At 73.2% G+C, this 22,486-nt stretch carries 22 protein-coding genes; 12 read left to right on the top strand and 10 right to left on the bottom strand.

Translation table 11 applies throughout. The features are described 5' to 3' along the window. The first annotated feature begins 128 nt into the window (after positions 1–128). Both ACGFQ9_RS04910 and idi read left to right on the top strand, forming a co-directional pair. Positions 129–1,382 carry a GNAT family N-acetyltransferase gene (locus ACGFQ9_RS04910; RefSeq protein WP_393571857.1) on the top strand — a complete coding sequence of 418 codons (1,254 nt, stop codon included), beginning with the start codon at positions 129–131 and terminating at the stop codon, positions 1,380–1,382. A gap of 183 nt (positions 1,383–1,565) precedes the next feature. Then, on the top strand, positions 1,566–2,165 hold the full coding sequence (gene idi / locus ACGFQ9_RS04905; protein ID WP_393571239.1) for an isopentenyl-diphosphate Delta-isomerase: 600 nt from the start codon (positions 1,566–1,568) through the stop codon (positions 2,163–2,165). Between the two features lie 25 nt (positions 2,166–2,190). On the opposite strand, the gene ACGFQ9_RS04900 is transcribed toward idi, so the two are convergent. Both ACGFQ9_RS04900 and ACGFQ9_RS04895 read right to left on the bottom strand, forming a co-directional pair. Next, positions 2,191–2,685 carry an ATP-binding protein gene (locus ACGFQ9_RS04900; protein WP_393571237.1) on the bottom strand — a complete coding sequence of 165 codons (495 nt, stop codon included), beginning with the start codon at positions 2,683–2,685 and terminating at the stop codon, positions 2,191–2,193. Between the two features lie 94 nt (positions 2,686–2,779). Further along, positions 2,780–3,385, bottom strand: a complete 606-nt coding sequence (locus ACGFQ9_RS04895) for an HdeD family acid-resistance protein (RefSeq protein WP_393571855.1) — start codon at positions 3,383–3,385, stop codon at positions 2,780–2,782. A gap of 196 nt (positions 3,386–3,581) precedes the next feature. Here ACGFQ9_RS04895 and ACGFQ9_RS04890 point away from each other — a divergent pair, with 196 nt between their 5' ends. Continuing rightward, positions 3,582–4,343, top strand: coding sequence for an enoyl-CoA hydratase/isomerase family protein (locus ACGFQ9_RS04890; RefSeq protein WP_393571235.1), 762 nt, complete (start codon positions 3,582–3,584; stop codon positions 4,341–4,343). On the opposite strand, the gene ACGFQ9_RS04885 is transcribed toward ACGFQ9_RS04890, so the two are convergent. Continuing rightward, positions 4,330–4,965 (bottom strand): DJ-1/PfpI family protein, encoded by a 636-nt coding sequence (locus ACGFQ9_RS04885; protein ID WP_393571233.1) that lies wholly within the window; start codon positions 4,963–4,965, stop codon positions 4,330–4,332. The two genes, ACGFQ9_RS04890 and ACGFQ9_RS04885, sit on opposite strands and share 14 nt — an antisense overlap. A 109-nt stretch (positions 4,966–5,074) precedes the next feature. After that, complete coding sequence (locus ACGFQ9_RS04880; protein ID WP_393571231.1) at positions 5,075–6,100, bottom strand: GlxA family transcriptional regulator; 1,026 nt, start codon at positions 6,098–6,100, stop codon at positions 5,075–5,077. 107 nt (positions 6,101–6,207) lie between these two features. Here ACGFQ9_RS04880 and ACGFQ9_RS04875 point away from each other — a divergent pair, with 107 nt between their 5' ends. The 4 genes from ACGFQ9_RS04875 to ACGFQ9_RS04860 all read left to right on the top strand — a co-directional run bounded on the left by ACGFQ9_RS04875 (position 6,208) and on the right by ACGFQ9_RS04860 (position 10,533). Next, entirely contained in the window at positions 6,208–7,845 is a 1,638-nt protein-coding gene (locus ACGFQ9_RS04875; RefSeq protein WP_393571229.1) for an ABC-F family ATP-binding cassette domain-containing protein, read from the top strand. A gap of 152 nt (positions 7,846–7,997) precedes the next feature. Beyond that, positions 7,998–8,744, top strand: coding sequence for an ATP-binding cassette domain-containing protein (locus ACGFQ9_RS04870; protein ID WP_393571227.1), 747 nt, complete (start codon positions 7,998–8,000; stop codon positions 8,742–8,744). Positions 8,745–8,746: 2 nt separating this feature from the next. After that, positions 8,747–9,943 carry a hypothetical protein gene (locus tag ACGFQ9_RS04865; RefSeq protein ID WP_393571226.1) on the top strand — a complete coding sequence of 399 codons (1,197 nt, stop codon included), beginning with the start codon at positions 8,747–8,749 and terminating at the stop codon, positions 9,941–9,943. After that, positions 9,940–10,533, top strand: coding sequence for a hypothetical protein (locus ACGFQ9_RS04860; protein WP_393571224.1), 594 nt, complete (start codon positions 9,940–9,942; stop codon positions 10,531–10,533). Before ACGFQ9_RS04865 ends, ACGFQ9_RS04860 begins: the two co-directional genes overlap by 4 nt. Before the next feature lie 147 nt (positions 10,534–10,680). Here the strand turns inward: ACGFQ9_RS04860 and ACGFQ9_RS04855 are convergent, their stop codons facing one another. The 4 genes from ACGFQ9_RS04855 to ACGFQ9_RS04840 all read right to left on the bottom strand — a co-directional run bounded on the left by ACGFQ9_RS04855 (position 10,681) and on the right by ACGFQ9_RS04840 (position 15,600). After that, a complete protein-coding gene (locus ACGFQ9_RS04855) occupies positions 10,681–11,166 on the bottom strand; it encodes an NUDIX hydrolase (protein WP_393571222.1) in 486 nt (161 codons plus the stop codon). Positions 11,167–11,195: 29 nt separating this feature from the next. Next, positions 11,196–12,011 carry an SDR family NAD(P)-dependent oxidoreductase gene (locus ACGFQ9_RS04850; RefSeq protein ID WP_393571220.1) on the bottom strand — a complete coding sequence of 272 codons (816 nt, stop codon included), beginning with the start codon at positions 12,009–12,011 and terminating at the stop codon, positions 11,196–11,198. 124 nt (positions 12,012–12,135) lie between these two features. After that, on the bottom strand, positions 12,136–14,598 hold the full coding sequence (locus ACGFQ9_RS04845) for a Tex family protein (RefSeq protein WP_393571218.1): 2,463 nt from the start codon (positions 14,596–14,598) through the stop codon (positions 12,136–12,138). A gap of 138 nt (positions 14,599–14,736) precedes the next feature. Then, positions 14,737–15,600 (bottom strand): hypothetical protein, encoded by an 864-nt coding sequence (locus ACGFQ9_RS04840; RefSeq protein ID WP_393571216.1) that lies wholly within the window; start codon positions 15,598–15,600, stop codon positions 14,737–14,739. 202 nt (positions 15,601–15,802) lie between these two features. Between ACGFQ9_RS04840 and ACGFQ9_RS04835 the strand changes: the two genes are divergently transcribed. Then, the gene (locus ACGFQ9_RS04835) at positions 15,803–16,273 is read left to right on the top strand and encodes a flavodoxin family protein (protein ID WP_393571853.1); all 471 of its coding nucleotides are present in this window, start codon (positions 15,803–15,805) and stop codon (positions 16,271–16,273) included. A 118-nt stretch (positions 16,274–16,391) separates the two neighbouring features. Here the strand turns inward: ACGFQ9_RS04835 and ACGFQ9_RS04830 are convergent, their stop codons facing one another. Continuing rightward, positions 16,392–16,895: an NUDIX domain-containing protein gene (locus tag ACGFQ9_RS04830; RefSeq protein WP_393571214.1), complete on the bottom strand. Its 504-nt coding sequence runs from the start codon at positions 16,893–16,895 to the stop codon at positions 16,392–16,394. A 315-nt stretch (positions 16,896–17,210) separates the two neighbouring features. On the opposite strand from ACGFQ9_RS04830, the gene ACGFQ9_RS04825 reads away from it, so the two are divergent. After that, positions 17,211–17,417 (top strand): hypothetical protein, encoded by a 207-nt coding sequence (locus ACGFQ9_RS04825; protein ID WP_393571212.1) that lies wholly within the window; start codon positions 17,211–17,213, stop codon positions 17,415–17,417. Between the two features lie 565 nt (positions 17,418–17,982). Next, on the top strand, positions 17,983–19,527 hold the full coding sequence (locus ACGFQ9_RS04820; RefSeq protein WP_393571852.1) for a M1 family metallopeptidase: 1,545 nt from the start codon (positions 17,983–17,985) through the stop codon (positions 19,525–19,527). 42 nt (positions 19,528–19,569) lie between these two features. On the opposite strand, the gene ACGFQ9_RS04815 is transcribed toward ACGFQ9_RS04820, so the two are convergent. After that, complete coding sequence (locus ACGFQ9_RS04815) at positions 19,570–20,457, bottom strand: oxygenase MpaB family protein (protein ID WP_393571850.1); 888 nt, start codon at positions 20,455–20,457, stop codon at positions 19,570–19,572. 142 nt (positions 20,458–20,599) lie between these two features. Between ACGFQ9_RS04815 and sph the strand changes: the two genes are divergently transcribed. Beyond that, entirely contained in the window at positions 20,600–21,583 is a 984-nt protein-coding gene (sph, locus tag ACGFQ9_RS04810; protein ID WP_393571210.1) for a sphingomyelin phosphodiesterase, read from the top strand. Positions 21,584–21,662: 79 nt separating this feature from the next. Then, a complete protein-coding gene (locus ACGFQ9_RS04805; protein ID WP_393571208.1) occupies positions 21,663–22,451 on the top strand; it encodes an aminotransferase class IV in 789 nt (262 codons plus the stop codon). Positions 22,452–22,486: the final 35 nt, after the last annotated feature.

Below are 22,486 nucleotides of genomic sequence, written 5' to 3'. Positions count from 1 at the left end.
CCGCAGCCGCCCCGTCGGCCGGAGCCCCCGTTCAAGGGTTCACGTTGACCGACCACACTTCTCTCGACGACCTTCACGACCTTCACGATGCGCGGGATCCGCACGCATTCCGTGAGGCGTTCTTCACCCTGCACCGCGGCCTGCCCCGGCAGGGCCCCGGTTCCGACGCGACCACCCGCCGGCTGCTCTCCCTGGCCGGGCCGCTCCCGGAGCGGCCGCGGGTCCTGGACCTCGGCTGCGGCCCCGGCCGCAGCGCCCTGCTGCTCGCCGCCGAGGCGGGCGGCGCCGGCCTCGCCGAGGTGACCGCCGTCGATCTCCACGAGGAGTTCCTCGACGAGCTCCGGGAGGCCGCCGAGGCCCGTGGCCTGGCCGGCCGGATCCGTCCCGTCCACGCCGACATGGGGGCGCTCCCCTTCGCCGACGGGTCCTTCGACCTCATCTGGGCGGAGAGCTCCGCCTACGCGATCGGCTTCGACACCGCGCTGGCCGCATGGCGGCGGCTGCTCGCTCCCGGCGGCACCCTGGTGCTGACCGAGTGCGAGTGGACGGCGGAGGAGCCCTCGGCCGCCGTCCGAGCGTTCTGGGACCGGCACTACGCGCTGCGCACCGGCGCCGGGAACCTGGCCGCCGTCCAGGCCGCCGGCTACCGGGTGCTCGGGGTGTTCCCGCAGCCCGGCTCCGACTGGGACGAGTACTACGGCCCGCTGGCCGCCCGCGCCGCCGCGGCGAAGCCCCGTCGGATTGAGGACGCCCCCGGGATGGCGGCCGCGCTGTCCGCGACCCTCGAGGAGATCGCCGTACGGGAGCGGCACGGACACGAGTACGGGTACACGGGCTACGTGCTGCGCCCGGCCACCGCCGGAACGGGCGCGGCGGCCCGGTCCTGGCCGGCCCGGCCGGAGACCCCGGCCGACACCGGTGCCGTACGGGCGGTGAACCTGGCTGCCTTCGGCACACCGCTGGAGGCGGACCTGGTGGACGCGCTGCGCACGGACCCGTCCTGGCTGCCGGGCCTGTCGTTCGTGGCCGAGGGGCCGGACGGCACGGTCGCGGCGCACGCCCTGCTGACCCGCTGCACGGTGGACGGGGTGCCGGCGCTGGCGCTGGCCCCGGTGGCCGCCGACCCGGCGGTGCAGCGCTCGGGGGCGGGCAGTGCCGTCGTACGCGCGCTGCTGGAGGCGGCGCGGGAGCGCGGTGAGGCGCTGGTGCTGGTGCTCGGCCATCCGGAGTACTACCCGCGCTTCGGTTTCGTGCCGGCTTCGCGGTACGGGATCCGGGCGCCCTTCGAGGTGCCGGACGAGGCGCTGATGGCACTGGTCCTGGACGGCTCCGCGGCCGTTCCGGCGGGCACGATCGCGTATCCGGCGCCGTTCGGGGTCTGACCCGCCGTCCGGGGTCTGACAGGCAGCTCGGGGTCTGACAGGCCGTCCGGCCGCTCTCCGTCCGCCGCCCGTCCCGTGACCCATAGCACGGGACGGGCGGCGGACATGCGCGGACGGACGAAGTGCGGACAAGCGGCATTTGTGCGTCAGACTGGAAGCCGTATTCCGAAGCGAAGGATGGTCATGCCGATCACACCAGCCACCGCCGCGCACCCCGCGTCCAACGGCACCGCCCCGCAGGAACCGATCATGCTCGAACTGGTCGACGAGGCAGGCAGGACCATCGGCACCGCGGAGAAGCTCGCCGCGCACCAGGCTCCCGGACAGCTGCACCGGGCCTTCTCGGTCTTCCTCTTCGACGGCCAGGGAAGACTGCTGCTGCAGCAGCGCGCCCTGGGGAAGTACCACTCCCCCGGCGTCTGGTCGAACACCTGCTGCGGGCACCCCTATCCCGGGGAGTCCCCCTTCGCGGCCGCGGCCCGGCGGACGTACGAGGAGCTGGGGGTGTCGCCCTCGCTGCTCGCGGAGGCGGGCACGGTCCGGTACAACCACCCGGACCCGGCGTCGGGGCTGGTGGAGCAGGAGTACAACCACCTTTTCGTGGGACTCGCGCAGGCCGCGCTGCGGCCCGATCCGGAGGAGGTCGGCGACACCGCTTTCGTCACGCCGGAGGAGCTCGCCAAGCGGCACGCGGAGCAGCCGTTCTCGGCCTGGTTCATGACCGTGCTGGACGCGGCCCGGCCGGCGATCCGTGAACTGACCGGGGACGCCGCGGGCTGGTAGTCGCCGGCCGGCAGTACCGCGCCGGTCAGCGCGGGGCGGGGACCAGCGGCAGGGCCGCCCAGATCACCTTGCCGCCGCCCGCCGTGTGTTCGACGTCGCAGACCCCGCCGGCCTCCCGGGTGGTCTCGCGCACCAGCAGCAGGCCCCGCCCGCCCGTCTGGCCGAAGTCCGCCTCCAGCGCCTTGGGGCGGTACGGGTGGTTGTCCTCCACCGCCACCCGTACCCAGTCCCGGCCGATGGCCACCTCGACCGCGACCTCGGGCGAGAGCAGGGCGGCGTGCCGCACCGAGTTGGTGACCAGCTCGGAGACGATCAGGAGCAGGGTGTAGACCAGGTCCCGGTCGGCCGGCACACCCTGCCGCCCGAGCAGGTCGCGGACGGCCCGGCGGGCCTGCGGAACGGATTCTTCAACCGCGGGGGCGGTGAACCTCCACACCCCTTCGTACCGGGCCGGCGGCGCCGTCCCGCTGACGTCCGCGTCCATCTTCCGGCCCCCGTCTTCGCGCTCGATCGTCTCCACGCGTCAAGGGTGGGGAATGCGCTGGTCCGGACCGGACCGCTGACCACAAGTCAGCGTCATTCGGGCACTTTCTGACCGCTGGTTTATGACAGCGTCAGTTGTTGGACTGTTCCTGATCTTCCGTGGGACCCTTTCCGGCTCCGTCCACGGCGGCCCGCCCACCGCCCGCAGGCCCCGCCGGTGCCGTCTCCTCCTCGCTGACCAGGCCGAGGATGCGCCGCGCCCCCACACCGAGGGCGATCAGCGCCAGCCCGTCGAAGAGCAGGGCGAGCGAGAAGAACGTACCGATCACGTAGAGGCTGCTGCCGGGCCACTCCCACAGGATCAGCAGGCCGAGCAGCACCCCGAAGGCGCCCTGCGCCAGCGTCAGCCCCAGATCGGGTCCCCGCACCACCACGGCGCCGGCCAGCCGGAACAGCCCGCCGATCAGGAAGAACAGCGCGGCGAACATGGTGAGCGCCTCGGCGCTGGCCTCGGGACGGGCCAGGATCACCAGCCCGGCCGCGATGTTGATGGCGGCGATGATCACGGCGAGCCAGAAGTAGTTGCTCTTGCGGGACTGGAACGCCTGCAGCAGCCCGACCACACCGCCGATCAGCAGCAGACAGCCGAACAGGAACATGGTGGTCAGGGTCGCGAAGCCGGCGTAGACCAGGCCCACCAGGCCGGCCAGCACCAGGATCACACCGAGTACGGCCATCCACCCGTAGTGGCGGCTGAGTTTGTCCCGGCCCTGCTTCGGCTCGCCGCCACGGCCCGTGCCGCCGTCACGGCTCTTCCCGTTGGTCCCGCCGGTTCCGCCGGTCCGGTCGGTCCCGTCTGCGCCCATGGGCGTGCACCTCCAGCACCCCCCGCCGGCATCCCCCGGACATCCCTTTGATCATAGGATTCGCGGCATGGACGCGCAGCTGCTGACCTCCGTCGCGGACGGGGTCGCCACGGTCACCATCTCCCACCCGGCGAGGCGCAATGCCATGACCGCGGCCATGTGGCGGGCGCTGCCGGACCTGCTGGACGGGTTCGCGCGCGACCCGGCCGTACGGGTGGTGGTACTGACCGGGGCCGGCGGCACCTTCTGCGCGGGGGCCGACATCACCTCACTGACCGGCGAGGAGGACCCCAAGCCCCTGGCGCTCGCCGCTGAGGAGGCCTTGGCCGCCTTCCCCAAGCCGACGCTGGCGGCCGTCCGCGGGCACTGCGTGGGGGGCGGCACCCAGCTGGCCGCTGCCTGCGACCTGCGGTTCGCGGCGGAGGGGGCGCTGTTCGGGGTGACCCCGGCCCGGCTCGGCATCGTCTACCCGTCGGCCTCGACCCGGCGGCTGGCCCGGCTGGTGGGGCCGGCCGCCGCCAAGTACCTGCTGTTCTCCGCGGAGCTGATCGACGCGGAGCGGGCCCTGCGCACCGGCCTGGTGGACGAGGTGCACCCGGCCGACGGCCTGGACGAGCGGGTCGCCGGGTTCGCGGCGGTACTGGCCTCGCGCTCGCTGCTCACCCAGGCGGCGGCGAAGGAGTTCGCGGACGGGCGAACGGACCGCGACGCGTACTGGGCGGCGGAGATGGAGGAGAGCGGCGACCACGCCGAGGGGGTCGCCGCGTTCCTGGAACGCCGGGCCCCGGTCTTCACCTGGACCGGGGGCGCGGAACCTACTCGAGGATGAAGCGGCTCTTGGCCCGCCACTCCTCGACGAGGTCGGCCGGGGCCTTCTGCGGCGAGCCCGCGTCGTAGGGCGGCTGCGGGTCGTACTCGGTGAGCAGCTGCACGCTCTGGGCGACGCGGTCCCCGGCGATCCGCCCGACCAGGGTGAGCCCCATGTCGATGCCCGAGGAGACGCCCGCGGCGGTGACGTACTTGCCGTCGGTGACCACCCGCTCCGCCGTCGGCTCGGCACCGTACTTCCGCAGCTCCTCCAGGGCCAGCCAGTGGCTGGCCGCCCGGCGGCCCTCCAGCAGCCCGGCCGCGGCCAGCAGCAGCGAGCCGGTGCAGACGGACGTGGTCCAGGTGGAGGTCACGTCGACCGCGCGCAGCCAGTCCAGCAGGACGGTGTTCTCCATCTGGTCGCTCTGCCCCGGGCCTCCCGGGACGACGACGATGTCGGGGCGGGTCACCTCGTCGAGCGCCTTGTCGGCGACGATCGCGAGGGCGCCGGAGTCGTTGTGTACGGGCCCGGGGCGCTCGGCGACGAACACGATCTCGGCACCGGGCATGTAGCCGAGGGTGTCGGAGGGACCGACGGCGTCGAGGCTGGTGAAGCGGTCATAGAGCAGGATGGCGATCTGCATGTTTCCTCCAGGGTGATGAGTGTGGCGATTGGTCAGCGCTACGTGCCCGGTGGTCGGGCGTGAGTGCCCAGGGGTGAACGGTCAGGGCTGAGCGGTCAGAGGTGAGCGGTCAGAGGTGAGGGGTCCGCGGCGAGGGCTCGGCGGGGTGCGGTCCGGGTCGGGATCGCTCGGGGCCGAACCTGCGCCGGTACTCGGCCGGGGGCTGGCCCAGGGCGCGGACGAAGGCCCGCCGCAGCGCCTCGGGGGTGCCGTAGCCGGAGGACCGGGCGACCTGCGCCACGCCCTCCCGGGTCTCCTCCAGCAGCCGACGGGCGTGCTCGACCCGCACCCGTTCGACGTACCGTCCCGGGGTGACGCCGGTCTCCGCCTGGAAGGCGCGGGCGAAGTGCCGCGGCGAGAGCCGCGCGCGGGCGGCCAGCGCCTCGACGCTGAGGTCCTCCCCGGGATGCTCGGCGATCCAGTGCTGGACCTCCCGCAGGGGTTCGCGGCGTGCGGTCTGCGCCGACAGCTGGGCGCTGAACTGCGCCTGGTTGCCCGGCCTGCGCAGGAACACCACCAGGTGCCGGGCGATGGACAGGGCGAGGTCCCCGCCGAAGTCCTCCTCCACCAGGGCGAGGGCCAGGTCGATCCCGGCCGTGACCCCGGCGCTGGTGGACACCTTCCCGTCCCGGACGAAGATGGGGTCCGGCTCCACCGTGACCTCCGGGTAGTCCCGGGCCATCCGCTCACAGGAGTACCAGTGCGTGGTCGCCCGGTGCCCGTCGAGCAGTCCCGCCTCGGCGAGCAGCAGCCCGCCGGTGCAGACGGACACCAGCCGGCCCGCACGACCCCCGTGCACGCGGAGCCAGCCGGTGAGGCGGGGATCGAAGTCCCCCGAGTACTGCCCGCCGGGCACCAGGAGGGTGGTCTCCTCCCCCACCTCCGCGTCCGGCACGTCCTCCAGCGCGCCGTCCGGGACGAGGCACAGCCCGCTGTTGGTGCGGACCGGCCCGCCGCCCGGCGCGACGGTACGGATGCGGTAGCCGCCGTCCGCCGACGGGAAGCGGGCGGCCGCGGCGAACACCTCCACCGGACCGGTGACATCCAGGCTCTGCACCCCGTCGTAGAGGAGGACCAGCACGTTTCGCAGCGGCATGACTCCATCCTGTGCGCGCCGTCCGGTGTCTGCAATGACGGGCATCCCACCTTTCCTGCCACGCACCGCCCGGCCGCCCCGCCCCGACCGCCTAGGATCGTCAGATCATGACTGCAACCCTCGTCGCCAAGGACCTCGCCGCCGGTCACGGTGAGCGCTCCCTCTTCTCCGGGCTCGACCTCGTCGTCGCGCCCGGGGACGTCATCGGCCTGGTCGGCGTCAACGGCGCCGGCAAGTCCACCCTGCTCCGGCTGCTGGCCGGCCTGGACGCCCCGGAGGACGGCGAGCTCCGGCTGTCCCCGCCGACCGCCGCCGTGGGCCACCTGCCGCAGGAGCCGGAGCGCCGTCCCGGTGAGTCGGTACGCGAGTTCCTGGCCCGGCGCACCGGGGTCGCGGCCGCCCAGGCGGACCTGGACTCGGCCACCCAGGGCCTGGTCGACGGGGTGGCGGGCGCCGACGACGCGTACGCCGCGGCGCTCGACCGCTGGCTGAACCTGGGCGGTGCGGACCTGGACGACCGGGCGCAGGAGACCGCCGACGAGCTCGGCCTCGCCGTGAGCCTCGACCTCCCGATGACCGCGCTCTCCGGCGGGCAGGCCGCCCGCGCCGGCTTGGCCTCCCTGCTCCTCTCCCGGTACGACGTCTTCCTGCTCGACGAGCCCACCAACGACCTGGACCTGGACGGCCTGGACCGGCTGGAGCGGTTCGTGAAGGGGCTGCGCGCGGGCACCGTGGTCATCAGCCACGACCGCGAGTTCCTCGCCCGTACGGCCACCAAGGTCCTGGAACTCGACCTGGCCCAGCAGCAGGTGAACCTCTACGGCGGCGGCTACGAGTCCTACCTGGAGGAGCGGGCGACCGCGCGCCGGCACGCCCGCGAGGACTACGAGGAGTACGCCGACAAGCGCGCGGCCCTGGAAGGCCGTGCCCTGATGCAGCGCAACTGGATGGACAAGGGCGTCCGCAACGCCCGCCGCAAGACCACCGACAACGACAAGATCGGCCGGAAGCTGCGCTCGGAGGCGAGCGAGAAGCAGGCGGCCAAGGCGCGGCAGACCCAGCGGGCCATCGAACGCCTGGAGGTCGTCGACGAGCCCCGCAAGGAGTGGGAGCTGCGCATGGAGATCGCGGCGGCGCCGCGCTCCGGCTCGGTGGTGGCCACCCTGCGGGAGGCCGAAGTCCTGCGCGGGGGCTTCCGGTTCGGCCCGGTCAGCCTGCAGATCGACTGGGCGGACCGGGTCGCGATCACCGGCGGCAACGGCTCGGGCAAGTCCACCCTGCTGGCCGCTCTGCTGGGCCGGCTCGCGCTGGACTCCGGTTCGGCGGTCCTCGGCTCCGGGGTGCTGGTGGGCGAGGTCGACCAGGCCCGCGGTCTGTTCCTCGGCGAGGAGTCCCTCCTGGAGGCGTTCTGCGCGGCCGTCCCGGACACCGAACCGGCCGATGTGCGCACCCTGCTGGCCAAGTTCGGCCTGAAGGCCGCACACGTCCTCCGTCCGGCCGCCACCCTCTCCCCGGGCGAGCGCACCCGCGCCGCGCTGGCCCTGCTGCAGGGCCGCGGCGTGAACCTGCTGGTCCTCGACGAGCCCACCAACCACCTCGACCTCCCGGCGATCGAGCAGCTGGAATCGGCCCTGGAGTCCTACGAGGGCACCCTCCTGCTGGTCACCCACGACCGCCGCATGCTCGACACCGTCCGCACCACGCGCCGCCTGGAGGTCTCGGAGGGCAAGGTCACCGAGCTCTAGCCGCCGCGCTCCCCACACCCCGCCGCCGTGTACGCCAACGGGGGCGGGGGAAAGCGGGGGTAAACGCGACATGATGGGGCGCATACCGGCCGTTTCCGGCCGCACGCCGGCGGAGGAGAACCTTCCGGGGCGGGGTCGCGTCGGCACAGATCATGGTTCTGGTTCTCGATGACATCACCTTCGGGTACTCGGCGCGCACTCCGGTGTTCTCCGGTTTCGGGCTGGTGGCCGACGCGTCCGCGACCGTGCTGCTGGGCCCCAACGGAGCGGGCAAGTCCACGCTCCTGGGACTGGCGGCCTCCCAACTGTCCCCGGCGCGCGGCTCGGTCTCCTTCGGCGGAGCCCGTCCCGACCGGCGCGGCCTGGCCGCCTACCGGCGCCGGGTGGCCTGGATCCCGCAGCAGATCACCCCGGTCCCCGGGCTCACCGTGCGCGAGCAGGTCGCGTACGCGGGCTGGCTGAAGGGGATGGACCGGCGGGCGGCGTGGGAGGCGTCCGGCCGGGCCCTGGAGCGGGTCGGGCTGGCGGACCTGGCCGGGCGCCGGAGCAACCGGCTGAGCGGCGGGCAGCTGCGCCGGACGGGGATCGCGGGAGCCCTGTGCCACAGCAGCGAGCTGATCCTGATGGACGAGCCGACGGCGGGGCTGGACCCGGTGCAGCGGCGGGTGTTCCGCGAGCTGGTGGCCGAGCTGTCCCGGACCGTGCAGGTCGTGGTGTCGACCCATCAGACGGAGGACCTGGCCGACCTGTACGACCGGGTGGTGGTCCTCGACCGGGGCGCCGTACGGTTCCGGGGCAGCCCGGCGGAGTTCCACGCGCTGGCCCCCGACGGCACGTCCGGCTCCGGCCGGGAGCGGGCGGAGGCCGCCTACGGCCGGCTCGTCGGACGGGAGGTCTGACGATGCGGCTGCGCACCCTGTTGCGGTCCTCCTCGGCGGTGGTCCTGGCACCTCTGCTGGCCGGCCTGGTCGTCCTGCTGTTGCGGGCGGACGGAACCCTCCACCCGGTCCCCGGCTACGGCCTGTCCGTGCTCACCGCGGCCCATTCCGCCCTGCCGTACATCGCTGCGGCCTGCGCGGGGAGCGCGGCCTGGGAGGGCGGCCGGCTGAAGCAGGGCCGGGTCTTCGAGCAGGCTCCGGCCCGGGGCCGGCTCGGCATCGCGCTGCCGGTCCTGGCACCGGTCTGGCTGATGGGCCTGGGCGGTTACGCGGTCGCGCTGGTGATGGCCGCCGTCGCCGCCGACGGCACGGCCCCCGACCTCTCCCGTCCCCCGATCCCCGCCGTGGCGGCGCTGCTGCTCCTGGCCGCCACGCTCACCGGGTACCTCGCCGGGCTCGTGCTGCCCCGCCTGGCCGCCGGGCCGGTCGCCCTGGTCGGGGCGTTCTGGGTGATGGCCTTCCCGGCTTCCTGGCAGACGCCCTGGCCCCGGCACCTGGTCGGGAACCCGATCACAGGCTGCTGCGGCGTCGGTCAGGCGGTCGCACCGGACACCCTGTGGGCAGCGGGCATCTTCACGGCCGCCGCGTGCGCCGCCGCGCTGCTGACGGCGCACCGGGCGACAGTGGGCACCGCCGTCACCGCGGTCGCCGTCCTGGCCCTGGGCACCACGCTCGCCGCCGGGTTCGGCCAGCGGATGGGCTACGACGGGACGGTTCCGCGCGCCGCGGCCGAGCTGGCCTGTGACGCCTCGGCCCGCCCGCGGGTCTGCCTGTGGCCCGAGACGCCGGGACGGACCGCGGTCGTGGCGCAGATCCGCACCGAGACGGGGCGGCTCGGCGCCGCCGGGGTCCCGGTGCCCGCGGCCCTCACCCAGGACCCGGCGGGCGGCCCGGACACAGGTGTACTGGGCCGGACGGGCGAGCTGTCGCCCGAGGAGGTCACCCGTACCACCGCCGCCGCCCTGCTGCCCGCGCCGCTCGGCTGCGAACAGCCCGCCCGCGAACCTCTGCTGGGCTGGCTGACGGCCGTCGCGACCGGCGAGCCGCCGTCCGACGCCAGGGTGCGGGCGGTGCTGGAGCAGCCACGGGCGGCACAGTCGGAATGGTTCCGGGCCGGGCGGGACAGCCTCACCGACTGCGGCCGGAGTGGTGTCCGGTGATCTGGTGGGCGCGCTCCCGGGCCCTTGCGCTGCTGACGGCCGTCACCCTGCTGACCGTACTGGCCGGGATCGCGGTCGGTGACACCCAGCTTCCGCTGCCCGCCTTCCGGTCCGGGACCGGGGTCTTCGTGCTCGCCGGGATGAGCACCGTGGTGCCCGCCGTGCTGTGGGTGGCCATGACCGGGCGGATCGGACCGGTGACGGAGGCGACGGCCGTGCGTCCGGTGCACCGGTACGACGCCCTGGCCGCGGCCGGACCGGCGGCCTTCGCCCTCGCGTTGGGAGTGGCGGGACACGAGGCGGGGGCCGGCGCCGCGGGCATCGCGCTCGCCACCGGCCGGAACACCGCCCTGTACTTCGGCCTCGCGCTGCTGCTCGTCCCGCTGGTGGGACACCGGGCGGCCGCCCCGCTCACCGTCGCCTTCCCGATGGTGTGCGGTGCCGCCGGTTCCACCGCGGGCGGGGCGGATCCCTGGGCGCTGGTGCTGTGGCCCGGGACCCATGCGGGCGCCTTCGCCGCGGCCGTCGGGCTCACCGCGGCGGGCTGCGCCCTGGGCCTGCTGCGTCCGCCGCGGACTCCAGGACACTGACCCCGGTCGTCCGAGCCCTGCGACTGGGCGTCGGCGCGCGAGCGGGGTTGGGGGCGCTCGTCGGGAGTGCCGTTCCTCCAGGCCGAGTTGCTCGCCCCTTGACACCTTCGTCCCGTCCCCGGCCTGCTCCGGGGACGGGACCCGCTCTCACCCCCGAAGACGGCCGCCGTTCCAGGGACCGTCCGGCAGCAGGGCCGCGAGTACGGCGAGCAGGTGGGGAGGTTCGAGCGGATCGGGCAGTGCGCGCAGCTCGGACCAGGGAACCCAGGCGTGGGTCTGGATGTTGGCCTGTTCGTCGGGGAGCAGGCCGGTCCGGACTGGTTCGGGCTGCTCCCCGGCGAACCGGGCGGCGAAGAAGTGCTCCTGGCCGACGTACCGCCCGCCGTTCCACCGGATGTCACGGTCGACCGGCACCGAGCGGTCCAGGACGGCGGCCGGGTCGAGCCCGGTCTCCTCGGCCAGTTCGCGGCGTGCCGCGGCCAGCGGCGTCTCACCGGGCTCGATGCCGCCGCCGGGCGGCTCCCACAGCAGCGATCCGTCCGAAGGATCCCGCCAGCGGAGCAGCAGTACGCGGCCGGCGGCGTCGACGCAGACGACCCGAGCGGCGGGCCGCAGCGGCGTGGGCGGCTCCACGTCCTCCCCTCCCGCACCGGCAGTCCCCTTCACCGGGCCGCCTCCGGGCGTGCGGCGTTCTGCGCCTGCTCGGGCGCCTGAGCGGGCGGGCGGCGGTCGCGGGCCATCTTGCGGGCCACGAAGGTGCGCGGGAGGTGGCGGACGGCCTGGGCGTAGAGGCGGTAGCGGAGGCCGGTGATGCTGAGCGGGCGGCGCAGGGACAGGTCCTTCAGGGCCCGGGCCACCACCGCGTCGGCGTCCAGCCAGACGGAGTCCGGGAGTGCGCTGACGTCCATGCCGGCGCGCTCCTGGAACTCGGTCCGGGTGAAGCCCGGGACGACGGCCAGGACCCGGACCCCGTACGGTGCCAGGTCCACCCGCAGGGACTCGCTGAAGGCGGTGGTCCACGCCTTGGCCGCGCCGTAGGTGCCGGTGGGCAGCAGGCCGGCCACCGAGGAGACGTTCAGCACGGCTCCGCGGCGCCGCTCGCGCAGACCGGGCACGACCGCGTGGGTGAGTTTCAGCGGGACCTTGACCAGCAGGTCGAGCATCCGCTCCTCGTCCTCGACCGGGCTGTACGGGAAGGGCGCGGGGAGCCCGAACCCGGCGTTGTTGACCAGGATGTCGACCGGCCGGGCCGGGTCGGCGAGGCGTTCGGCGACCGCGCGGCACTGCTCGGGGTCGAGGAGGTCGGCCGGCAGGACCTCCGGGAGGGTGCCGTGGGCGGCGGCCAGTTCGTCCGCGACGGCCTTCAGCCGGCCGGTGTCGCGGGCGACCAGGATCAGGTCGCACCCCTTCGCGGCGAAGCCGCGCGCGAAGGCGGCGCCGAGTCCGGCACTGGCGCCGGTGATCAGAACGGTGGTCAAGGCAGCGTCACTTCCTGGCGTGGGCCCGTCCGCCGGACGGCGGACGGGCGTACCGCCATGACTACCGATCCCGGTCCCCCGGAGCAAAGGAGTTCCGGGGGCGGGGGCCTGATCCGGCCACCCGTCAGCCGCGCTTGCGGTCTCCGCCGCCGGTGAGGCCGGCACGGCGGAGGGCGTCGGCCATCGCGCTGTTCACCGGGGCCGGGGCGGTGTCCCGGGACCGGCCGCCACCACCGCCGTTGCCACCGCCGTTGCCGCCGCCGTTGCCGCGCTGCTGCGGCGGGCGGCCGCCGCCCCGGCGTCCCTGCCCCTCCTGGCGCGACTGCCGGTCCTGCCGGTCCTGCCGGTCCTGCCGGTCCTGGCGGTCCTGGCGCGGCTTCTGCCCGCCGCCGGTGCCCGAACCGTCCGCCTCGTCGTCCAGCCGGAGCGAGAGCGAGATCCGCTTGCGCGGGATGTCGACGTCCATCACCTTCACGCGGACGATGTCACCGGGCTTGACCACGTCCCGGGGGTCCTTGACGAAGGTCTTCGACATGGCCGACACGTGCACCAGGCCGTCCTGGTGGACGCCGATGTCGACGAAGGCGCCGAACGCCGCCACGTTGGTGACCACGCCCTCCAGAATCATCCCGGCGGCCAGGTCGCCGATCTTCTCCACGCCCTCCTTGAAGGTGGCCGTCTTGAAGGCGGGGCGCGGGTCGCGGCCCGGCTTCTCCAGCTCGCGCAGGATGTCGGTGACCGTCGGCAGACCGAAGGAGTCCGTGACGAACTCCTCGGGGCGCAGCGAGCGCAGCACCGACGTGTTGCCGATCAGCGCGGCGACCTCGCCACCCGCCTTCTTCCCCATGGCCCGGACCACCGGGTACGCCTCGGGGTGCACGCTGGAGCCGTCCAGCGGGTCGTCGCCGCCGCGGATCCGGAGGAAGCCGGCGCACTGCTCGTACGCCTTGGGGCCGAGCCGGGCCACGTCCTTGAGGGACCTGCGGCTGCGGAACGGGCCGTTGGCGTCGCGGTGCGCCACGATGTTCTCGGCGAGCCCGGTGCTGATGCCCGAGACCCGGGCGAGCAGCGGTGCGGAGGCGGTGTTGACGTCGACGCCCACGCCGTTGACGCAGTCCTCGACCACGGCGTCGAGGGAGCGGGACAGCTTCACCTCGGACAGGTCGTGCTGGTACTGGCCGACGCCGATCGACTTGGGGTCGATCTTGACCAGTTCGGCGAGCGGGTCCTGGAGCCGCCGGGCGATGGAGACCGCGCCGCGCAGCGACACGTCCAGGCCGGGCAGTTCCTGGGAGGCGAAGGCGGAGGCCGAGTACACGGAGGCGCCCGCCTCGGAGACCATCACCTTGGTGAGCTGCAGCTCCGGGTGCCGGGCGATCAGGTCGGTGGCCAGCTTGTCGGTCTCCCGTGAGGCCGTGCCGTTGCCGATGGCCACCAGCTCGACGGCGTGCTGCTTCGCCAGCCGGGCGAGGGTGGCGAGGGACTCGTCCCACTTGTTGGCGGGCACGTGCGGGTAGATCGTCTCGGTGGCCACCACCTTGCCGGTGGCGTCGACCACGGCGACCTTGACGCCCGTGCGGAAACCGGGGTCGAGGCCGAGGGTGGCGCGGGTGCCGGCGGGGGCGGCGAGCAGCAGGTCCCGCAGGTTGGCGGCGAAGACCCGGACCGCCTCGTCCTCGGCGGCCTGGCGGAGCCGCAGCCTCAGGTCGATGCCCAGGTGCACCTGGATCTTCGTGCGCCAGGCCCAGCGGACCGTGTCGGCGAGCCACTTGTCGCCGGGGCGGCCGCGGTCGCCGACGCCGAAACGCCGGGCGATCATGCCCTCGTAGGTGGACGGGCCGGGGACGGCCGCCGTTTCGGCGTCCTCCGGCTCCAGCGTCAGATCGAGCACGTCCTCCTTCTCGCCGCGCAGCATGGCGAGGACGCGGTGCGAGGGGAGGGCCGTGAAGGGCTCGGCGAAGTCGAAGTAGTCGGCGAACTTCGCGCCGGCCTCCTCCTTGCCCTCCCGGACCTTCGCGGCGAGCCGGCCACGGCCCCACATGCGCTCGCGGAGCTCGCCGATCAGGTCGGCGTCCTCACCGAACCGCTCGGTGAGGATGGCGCGGGCGCCTTCGAGCGCGGCGGCCGGGTCGGCGACGCCCTTGTCGGCGTCGACGAAGGCGGCCGCCGCGGCCGCCGGCTCCACGGACGGGTCGGCGAGCAGTCCGTCGGCGAGCGGCTCCAGCCCGGCCTCGCGGGCGATCTGGGCCTTCGTGCGCCGCTTGGGCTTGAAGGGGAGGTAGATGTCCTCCAGCCGGGCCTTGGTGTCGGCCGCGTTGATCCGGGCCTCCAGCTCGGCATCGAGTTTGCCCTGCTCGCGTACGGAGTCCAGGATCGACGCGCGCCGGTCCTCCAGCTCGCGCAGGTACCGCAGGCGCTCCTCGAGGGTGCGCAGCTGGGCGTCGTCGAGCATCTCGGTCGCTTCCTTGCGGTAGCGCGCGATGAACGGAACGGTGGAGCCGCCGTCGAGCAGCTCGACGGCGGCCTTGACCTGCCGCTCCCGTACGCCGAGTTCCTCGGCGATCCTGCCTTCGATGGACGTGGTCACGTCTCGGTCCCGCCTTCGTCTGTGCCTGAGGCCGTCAATTGTGGCAGGTGGCACTGACGGACGGGGGACGCCCCGCCCCCGGGTGGGTCGGGTCGCGTCCGGTCGCGTCCGGTCGCGTGGGGAAGGGTGCGTGCCGGGTCAGACCTTGCCGAACAGGTCGGCGGGGAAGGCCCCGGCGGCGAAGGCGGTCATCACGAACGCGCCGCCCAGTTCGCCCAGGCGTTCCAGGCCGGCCGCGCCGAGGTGCGCGTACGGGGCGGCGTCCAGCCGGTCGGTCTGCGATTCGAGCTCCTCGCGGAGCTCCTTGCCGGCCACCGTCAGCTCGCCGGACTCGTCGAGGACGCCGCGCTCGCGCAGCCGGCCGGCCGCGGCCTCCAGGTCCTCCTGGTCCCAGCCGCGGGTGGCCTTCAGCCACTTCGGGGAGAAGCCCTTGCCGGTGGCGCTGTGGCTGACCAGGGCCTCCAGCGGGTCGAGTCCGAGGGTGAGCAGGGCGGTGAGGTGCCCGTCGCCGCGGTGCTCGCGGAGCAGGGTGGTGGCGTGCCAGAGCCGCAGGTGGGCTTCTTCGGGCAGGGCCAGGTCGGCGTGGGCGGAGTAGAGGACGCGGCCGTGCCGGGTGCAGCCCTCGGCGGCCCGCAGGGCCAGTTCGGCGGCCTCGGCCATCTCGGCGGAGGCGAGGGCCTCGGCGCCGAGCAGCCGCCGCAGGGTGGCGTCGACGGCGCGCAGGCGCGCGGCGAGGACCTGCTCGGGGGTGGCGGTGTCCCAGACCGCCGGGAGGTGCCGGGCTATGAGGTCGTAGCGGTAGTTGTAGAAGGCCGCGGCGACGGTGCCGGCGCCGACCGCGCCCATGGCGGCGGAGCGGGCGGCCAGGTTCTGCGCGACGCGGTCGGTGATGCCGAGGCCGCCGAACACGGCGGCACTGTCCGGCGAGAAGTAGACAGTGGCGTGCAGCGGGTTGACGGCTCCGTGCCAGACACGGCGCGCGGCTCGCGGATCAACAGTCATGGCCGCAGGTTACCGACTGCTTAGTCGGCCGTGAAGGGCGCTGCTCGGTACGGGCGGCCGGCTCCGGCCCGACCGGCTCGGCCGCCGCCTGCCGCGCTGCCGCCGCTCCCCCCGAGGTATGGCCGCCGTCACATTCGAGCGGTGTCACATCCGACGCCGCTCCGCTGTCCTCGCTGCAGGAGCGAGAGAAGGGATCGTGAGGATGAAGACCGTCATCGTGTGCGCCTCCGTGTCGCACGGCAATACGCGTCGTGTCGCCGACGCCATGGCCCGGGTCCTCGGCGCGAAGGTCGTCTCCCCCGAGCAGGCCGACCCGGCGGAGCTCGCCGGAGCCGACCTCGTGGGATTCGGCTCGGGCGTCTTCTACGGCAGGCTCCACCGCCGGCTGACCGACTTCGTCAAGGCACTTCCCGCCGGCCGGGGCCGGGCGTTCGTGTTCGCCACCAGCGGGCGCCCCGAAGCACCGCGGGCGCCTTTCACCCGTCCCCTGGTCCGACTCCTCGAAGGCAAGGGCTTCGAGGTGGACGGGAACTTCTCGTGCCGGGCGCTCGATACCTGGGCACCCTTCAAGCTCGTCGGCGGTATCAACAAGCAGCGGCCCGACGCCGGAGACCTGGCCGCCGCGCGGGAGTTCGCCGAGCGGCTGCGGGAGGGGCGGGGGCCGCTGTCCTGACACGTGCCGCGCCGGGGCCTCCACCCTTCCCCGAACGGCTCGGCACACCGGCGGGCCGAGTCCTGATGCAGGGACCCGGCCCGATGCCGGACCCTGCCCGCAGGGCCGCCCCGGCCAGTCAGTCCCCCCAGTCCCAGCAGTCGAAGTAGGCGGTGCTCCCGTCCCTGCGTGCCCGCATCACGGCCTCCAGCCGGGCGAAGTCCCGCGGGGGCATCAGCGGACTCCACTCCTCCAGCGGCAGCACCCGCACCTCGTCGTGCTCCTCCGGGTTCAGCACGATGTCCCGCAGCTGCGCGTCGGTGAGCCGGCCGCCGTCGAACACGAACCCGACGGTGCTCAGCGGCCAGGTCTTCCCGGGCAGGCCGAACACGGCGGCCAGCAGCCGCGGGGACCCCTCGTACACGATGCCGGTCTCCTCACGGCACTCGCGCAGCGCGGTCTCCCACGGCCGCTCCCCCGGGTCCATGCAGCCCCCGGGCCACTGCCAGGGATGACTCTGCGAGTACACCGCCCGCAGCTGGACCGGCCGGTCGTACTCGTCGGTGAAGAACACGCACCCGAAGGCAGTGGCCTTCGGCAGGGTCTCGGCGAACTCCTCGGGCGGCAGCCAGGTTCCGGCCATGCCCGCTCAGCCGCCGATCGCGCCGGTCCGGGCCTGCTCCACCAGGATTCCTTCCGCCGGGGCTCCGTCGGCGCGGGCGACGGCGAGAGTTACGGCGAAGGTCTTCTTGATCGTCATGCCCGGACCAACGAGCGTCCTCCGTTCCGGACACCCCCGCGCCCCCGCGCCCTCGTGTCGCCGTGTCGCCGTGTCGCCGTGTCGCCGGGCTCGCCTCGCGCGGCTCCTGCGCATCGCCCATGCTGAGAGTAGGGCGCCCGTAGGCCTGAGACGTCGTCCTCCGAAAGACCGGACGGGGGCGCCCGAGAGGAGCAGGCCATGCGTATGCGAAGAATGCTGGGCCTCGCCCTGGCCTCGGCAACCCTTGCCGGCATGGGCGCCGTCGGTGCTGTCAGCGCCGAGGCCGCCGCGTCTCCGACGATCACCAGAGAAGAGTGCACGGCCCAGGGCGGACAGATCGTGTTGATCCCCTACGGCGGCGAAAGGTGCGCGCTGCCCGACGGGAGCAGGCAGCCGCTCACTTGACGGCCCCTCTGCCCGCAAGCAACGGTGCGCGACCGACCGGACCGGAAACACAGCAGAGCCCCTGCATTCCGCGGGGGCTCTCTGCCGTGTCGGCACTTCGCATATCTCCGGCCGTGCGGTCCCGCAGGCGACGCGCCGCAGGTAATGCGATCGGGCCATCTTGCGTCCTGATGCGGCCCTGAACCTCCTTGCGGCCCGGCCAACGTTCGTCATCCGTGAGGGGGCGGCAGGAGCGGATGGAATCGGCCGGAAATCACCACCTCCGCTGCGGCTGCGCGACGGGCGTGCAGAGATCGGCACGGGTCCGGGACCTGATCCGGGCCCTGATCCGGGCCCCGGCGCAGGACCATGATGAAGCCCCCGTCACGTACGTGGCGGGGGCTTCATCATGTCCGGATTCCGACGGCCGTCCTGGCGTCCCGTCATGTCGCCGGTCAGCGCGCCCGGTACGACTCCTTGCGGCCGGATGGCGATCGTGTGACAGCAGGGGCCATGGACATGACCTGGGTCGGGATCGGTGAATACGGTCGAACGGAACAGCGCCCTCTACCCCTTGGAGCTCTTCGTGCACCGCAAAGTCATCGCCCCGAGCGTGCTCGCCGCCTCCCTTCTGCTGGTGATCCCGGCGTCGGCGGCGAGTGCCGGTCCGGGCGCGTCGGGCCTCGGCGACACCTATTACCCGGCCAGCGGCAACGGCGGATACGACGTTTCGCACTACGACCTCAGGCTGAAGTACGAGCCGAAGACGGACCTGCTGGAGGGGACCGCCACCCTGCTGGCCACCGCGAAGCAGGACCTCTCCCGCTTCAACCTGGACTTCGGGCTGAAGGTGAGCGAGGTGCGGGTCAACGGGGCCAAGGCGAAGTTCGCCGCCTCCGGAGCACACGAGCTGGAGGTGACCCCGGCGGCGCCGCTCGCGAAGGACAAGCCGGTGACGGTGGTGGTGAAGTACGCCGGGAAGCCTTCGGAGCTGAAGGTGGACGGCTGGACCGCCTGGCACCGTACGCCGGACGGCGGTGTGGCCGCGCAGGAGCCGGATTCCGCCGTCTGGTGGTTCCCGAGCAACGACCACCCGCTCGACAAGGCCACCTACGACGTCTCGGTCAGCGTCCCGAACGGCACCCAGGCGATCAGCAACGGCGTGCTGCAGTCGCAGAGTTCGAAGCTGGGCTGGACCCGCTACAACTGGCGGTCCAACAAGCCGCAGGCCACGTACCTCGCCACGCTCGCCATCGGCAAGTTCGACATCACCACCGACAAGACGGCGAACGGCCTGCCGATCCTCAACGCCTACAGCAAGGACCTCGGCGACAACGACGGCGCGGCGCGCGCCAGCATCGAGCGGACCGGTGAGGTCGCGGAGTGGCTGGAGGGCGTGTTCGGGCCGTACCCGTTCAACGCGCTGGGCGGCTACGTACCCAACGTGACCAGCGGCTACGCGCTGGAGACGCAGACCCGGCCGTTCTACAGCCCGCGCCAGTTCGCGAACGGCGCGAACGTGTCGGTGGTCGTCCACGAGCTCGCCCACCAGTGGTACGGCGACAGCGTGTCGGTGGACAACTGGAAGGACATCTGGGTCAACGAGGGCTTCGCGCGCTACAGCCAGTGGCTGTGGTCGGAGAAGGAGGGCGAGGGCACCGCGCAGGAACTCGCCGACTGGGTGTACGCCACCCGCCCGGCCGAGGACCCGTTCTGGCAGGTCAAGCCGGGCGACCCGGGGCCGGACAACCAGTTCCACCTCGCCGTCTACGACCGCGGTGCCCTGGCCCTGCAGGCGCTGCGGAACGAGGTCGGCGACGAGAAGTTCTTCGCGATCCTGAAGGGCTGGCCGACCGAGCGGAAGTACGGGAACGCCAAGGTCGGCGACTTCGTGCGGTACGCGGAGCGGATCTCCGGCAAGAAGCTCGGCGCACTGTTCGACACCTGGCTGTACACCGCGGGCAAGCCGGCCACCGGCCCGGTCGCGAAGGGCAACAAGCCGCCGAAGGGGCGCTCGTACGCCGCCCCGGCGAAGCCCTCCGCCGAGCCCAGGTCGTGGAAGAAGATCTCCGCGACGAACACCGTGCACGACCACGACGGCCACGCCGGCCGTGACGGGCACGGCCACTGACCGTACGGGCAGGTACGGAGGTGGTGCGCCGCCGCCCGCCCCTCAGCGGGCGCCGGCGGCGCGCCACCGCGCCCGGGCCTCCCGGGCCAGCGGCAGGTACCGCCACCGTTCCGGCAGCAGCGGTACGAGGTGCCGTACGGCGAAGCTGAACCGGCGGAGCCGGCGCTCCTGGGCTTCCCTCCACTCCAGGCCGATCGCGGCCCGCGCGTCGGGCGGCATGTAGCCGACGGTGACGAAGGCGCGCAGCCGCAGGAACAGCGTGCGCAGCAGCGGCCAGGCCAGCCGGGTCAGCACCCGCAGCGGCAGCGGGCCGCCCTCGGGGCGGGGCAGGGGCACGTCGGTGGCGAGCAGTTCCTGCGCCACCTTGGTGTTCTCGATCTCCTCCGCCAGCATCCGCCGGTAGTAGGGGCGGAACTCCTCGATCGTCTGCGGCATGTCCCGGTCGCGGATCCCGAGGATGCGGCCGACCTGGAGCCATTCGCGGTAGAGCTGCCGTTTCTGGGCCGGGGTGAAGGGCCGGTAGAGGTAGCGGGCGGCGTGCTCGTACACGGGGAAGCCGGTGGCGTGCACCCAGGAGTAGCAGGCCGGGTCCAGGGAGTGGTAGCGGCGGCCGCGGGTGTCCGTGCCCTGGATGTCCTTGTGCAGCCGGCGCACCCGGCGGCCCTCCTCGGCGGCTTCCTCGCCGCCGTACACCCAGAGCTGGACGGACCGGAGCGAGCGCTCCCCACGCCCCCACGGGTCGGTGCGGAAGACCGAGTACTGGTCGACCCCGGCGCCGATGGCCGGGTGCGCGACCTGCATGGTGAAGGCCGCGGGCAGCATCAGCAGCTGCCGGATGTCACCGGAGATCGTCCAGAGCACTCCGCCCGGCGCCGGCGGCTCGGGATCCTTCCGGCCCGGCTCGGGATCCTTCCCACGGCCGTCCCTCATCACTGCGCTCCCCGGTTCGATCTTCACACCTCCAGTATGGCCATGGCTCGTCAAGATTCCCGGTGCACGGGTGTTACCCGAAGGTAACTGCGGCTGCTTGTATGGCGCGGTCGCTCTTCCCCACAGGAATGATGGAGACCGCATGCCGCTCACCGAGCAGTTCCGCAACCGGGCCGCCGCCACGGCCGTCGCGGCCGTCGCCACCGCCGCCCTCGCCGTCACCACCACCCCGGCCGCCGCGGAGCCCACCGCGACCCCGGACCTCAGCGTCCTCACGTACAACGTGTTCCTGTTCAGCAAGAACCTGTACCCGAACTGGGGTCAGGACCACCGGGCCGCGGAGATACCGAAGACCTCCTTCTACCAGGGCCACGACGTGGTCGTCCTCCAGGAGGCGTTCGACAACTCCGCCTCCGACGCCCTGAAGGCCAACTCGGCCGCGCAGTACCCGTACCAGACGCCGATCGTCGGCCGCAGCAAGAGCGGCTGGGACGCCACCGGCGGCGCGTACTCCGCCACCACCCCCGAGGACGGCGGGGTGACGATCCTCAGCAAGTGGCCGATCATCCGCAAGGAGCAGTACGTCTACAAGGACGCATGCGGCGCGGACTGGTGGTCCAACAAGGGCTTCGCGTACGTGGTGCTGAACGTCAACGGCTCCAAGGTGCACGTGGTCGGCACCCACGCCCAGTCCACCGACCCGGGCTGCGGCGCCGGCGAGGCGGCCCAGATGCGCAGCCGCCAGTTCAAGAACATCGACGCCTTCCTCGACGCCAAGAACATCCCGGCGAACGAGCAGGTCATCGTCGCGGGCGACATGAACGTCGACTCCCGCACCCCGGAGTACGCCTCGATGCTCGCCGACGCGGGCCTGGCCTCCGCCGACTCGCGCACCGGCCACACCTACTCCTTCGACACCGCGGACAACTCCATCGCGAAGGACCGCTACCCGACGGACCCGCGCGAGGACCTCGACTACGTCCTGCACCGCGTCGGCCACGCCCGCCCGGCCGGCTGGGAGAACAACGTGGTCAAGGAGCAGTCGGCCCCCTGGACGGTCTCCAGCTGGGGCACGTCCTACACGTACACCAACCTCAGCGACCACTACCCGGTGATCGGCCGCTGAAGGCAGCCGCCGCGGGGCCCGTTTCTCCAGGGCCCCCGGCGGGGTCGGCGGGAGAGTGCGCTTTCGTAGCATGGCGCGAATGCTGACCATAGAGATCAACGGCCGGCCCGCAGAGGTCGCGGACGTGCACCGGGTGGCCACGTGGAACTACGGGCACTTCACGTCGATGCAAGTCCGCGAGGGGGCGGTGCGCGGCCTGGAGCTGCACCTCCGGCGGCTGGCGGGTGCCTCCCGTGAGCTCTTCGGCGGGGCCGCCGAACAGGATGACGCCCGGATCCGCGCACTCATCCGGCACGGACTGGGCGATCAGCCTGCCGCGTCGGTCCGGGTGAGCATCGTCCCCGCCGTCGGCTCGTCATCGCGCACGGACGTCATGGTGTCGGTCTCCGATCCCGTCGCCGACACCCCGCGTCCGGCCCTGCGGGTGCGCACGGTCACGTACGAGCGCGACCTGCCGCACCTAAAGCACGCGGCGACGATGGGGCTCACCCACCGGATGCTCCAGGCCCGGGAGGCGGGCTTCGACGACGTCCTGTTCGTCGGCCGGGACGGGTTCCTGCGTGAGGGCTCGGTGTGGAACGCGGCGTTCTGGGACGGGGAACAGGTCCTGTGGCCCGAGGCCCCCGTACTGCCCGGCATCACCATGCAGTTGCTGCAGGCCGCCCTGACCCGCAGCGGCGTGCCGTGGTCGGCCCGTCGGCTGACCACCGGCGACCTTCCGGCACTGCGGGCCGCCGCGGCGACCAATTCCCACTGCCCCGGCCAACCACTGGCCGCCATCGACCGGATCGCCTTCTCCGACGACGGTGGCGCCCTGATCGATGTCCTCACCACCGCCTGGGCCGGGGTCCCTTGGGACACCGTCTGACCGGCACACCGTCACCCGGAACCGCCGGCCCGATG

It is taken from the genome of Streptomyces sp. NPDC048603 (genome assembly GCF_043199475.1).
GTDB lineage: Bacteria > Actinomycetota > Actinomycetes > Streptomycetales > Streptomycetaceae > Streptomyces.
This window is presented reverse-complemented; position numbering and strand designations above follow the sequence as displayed.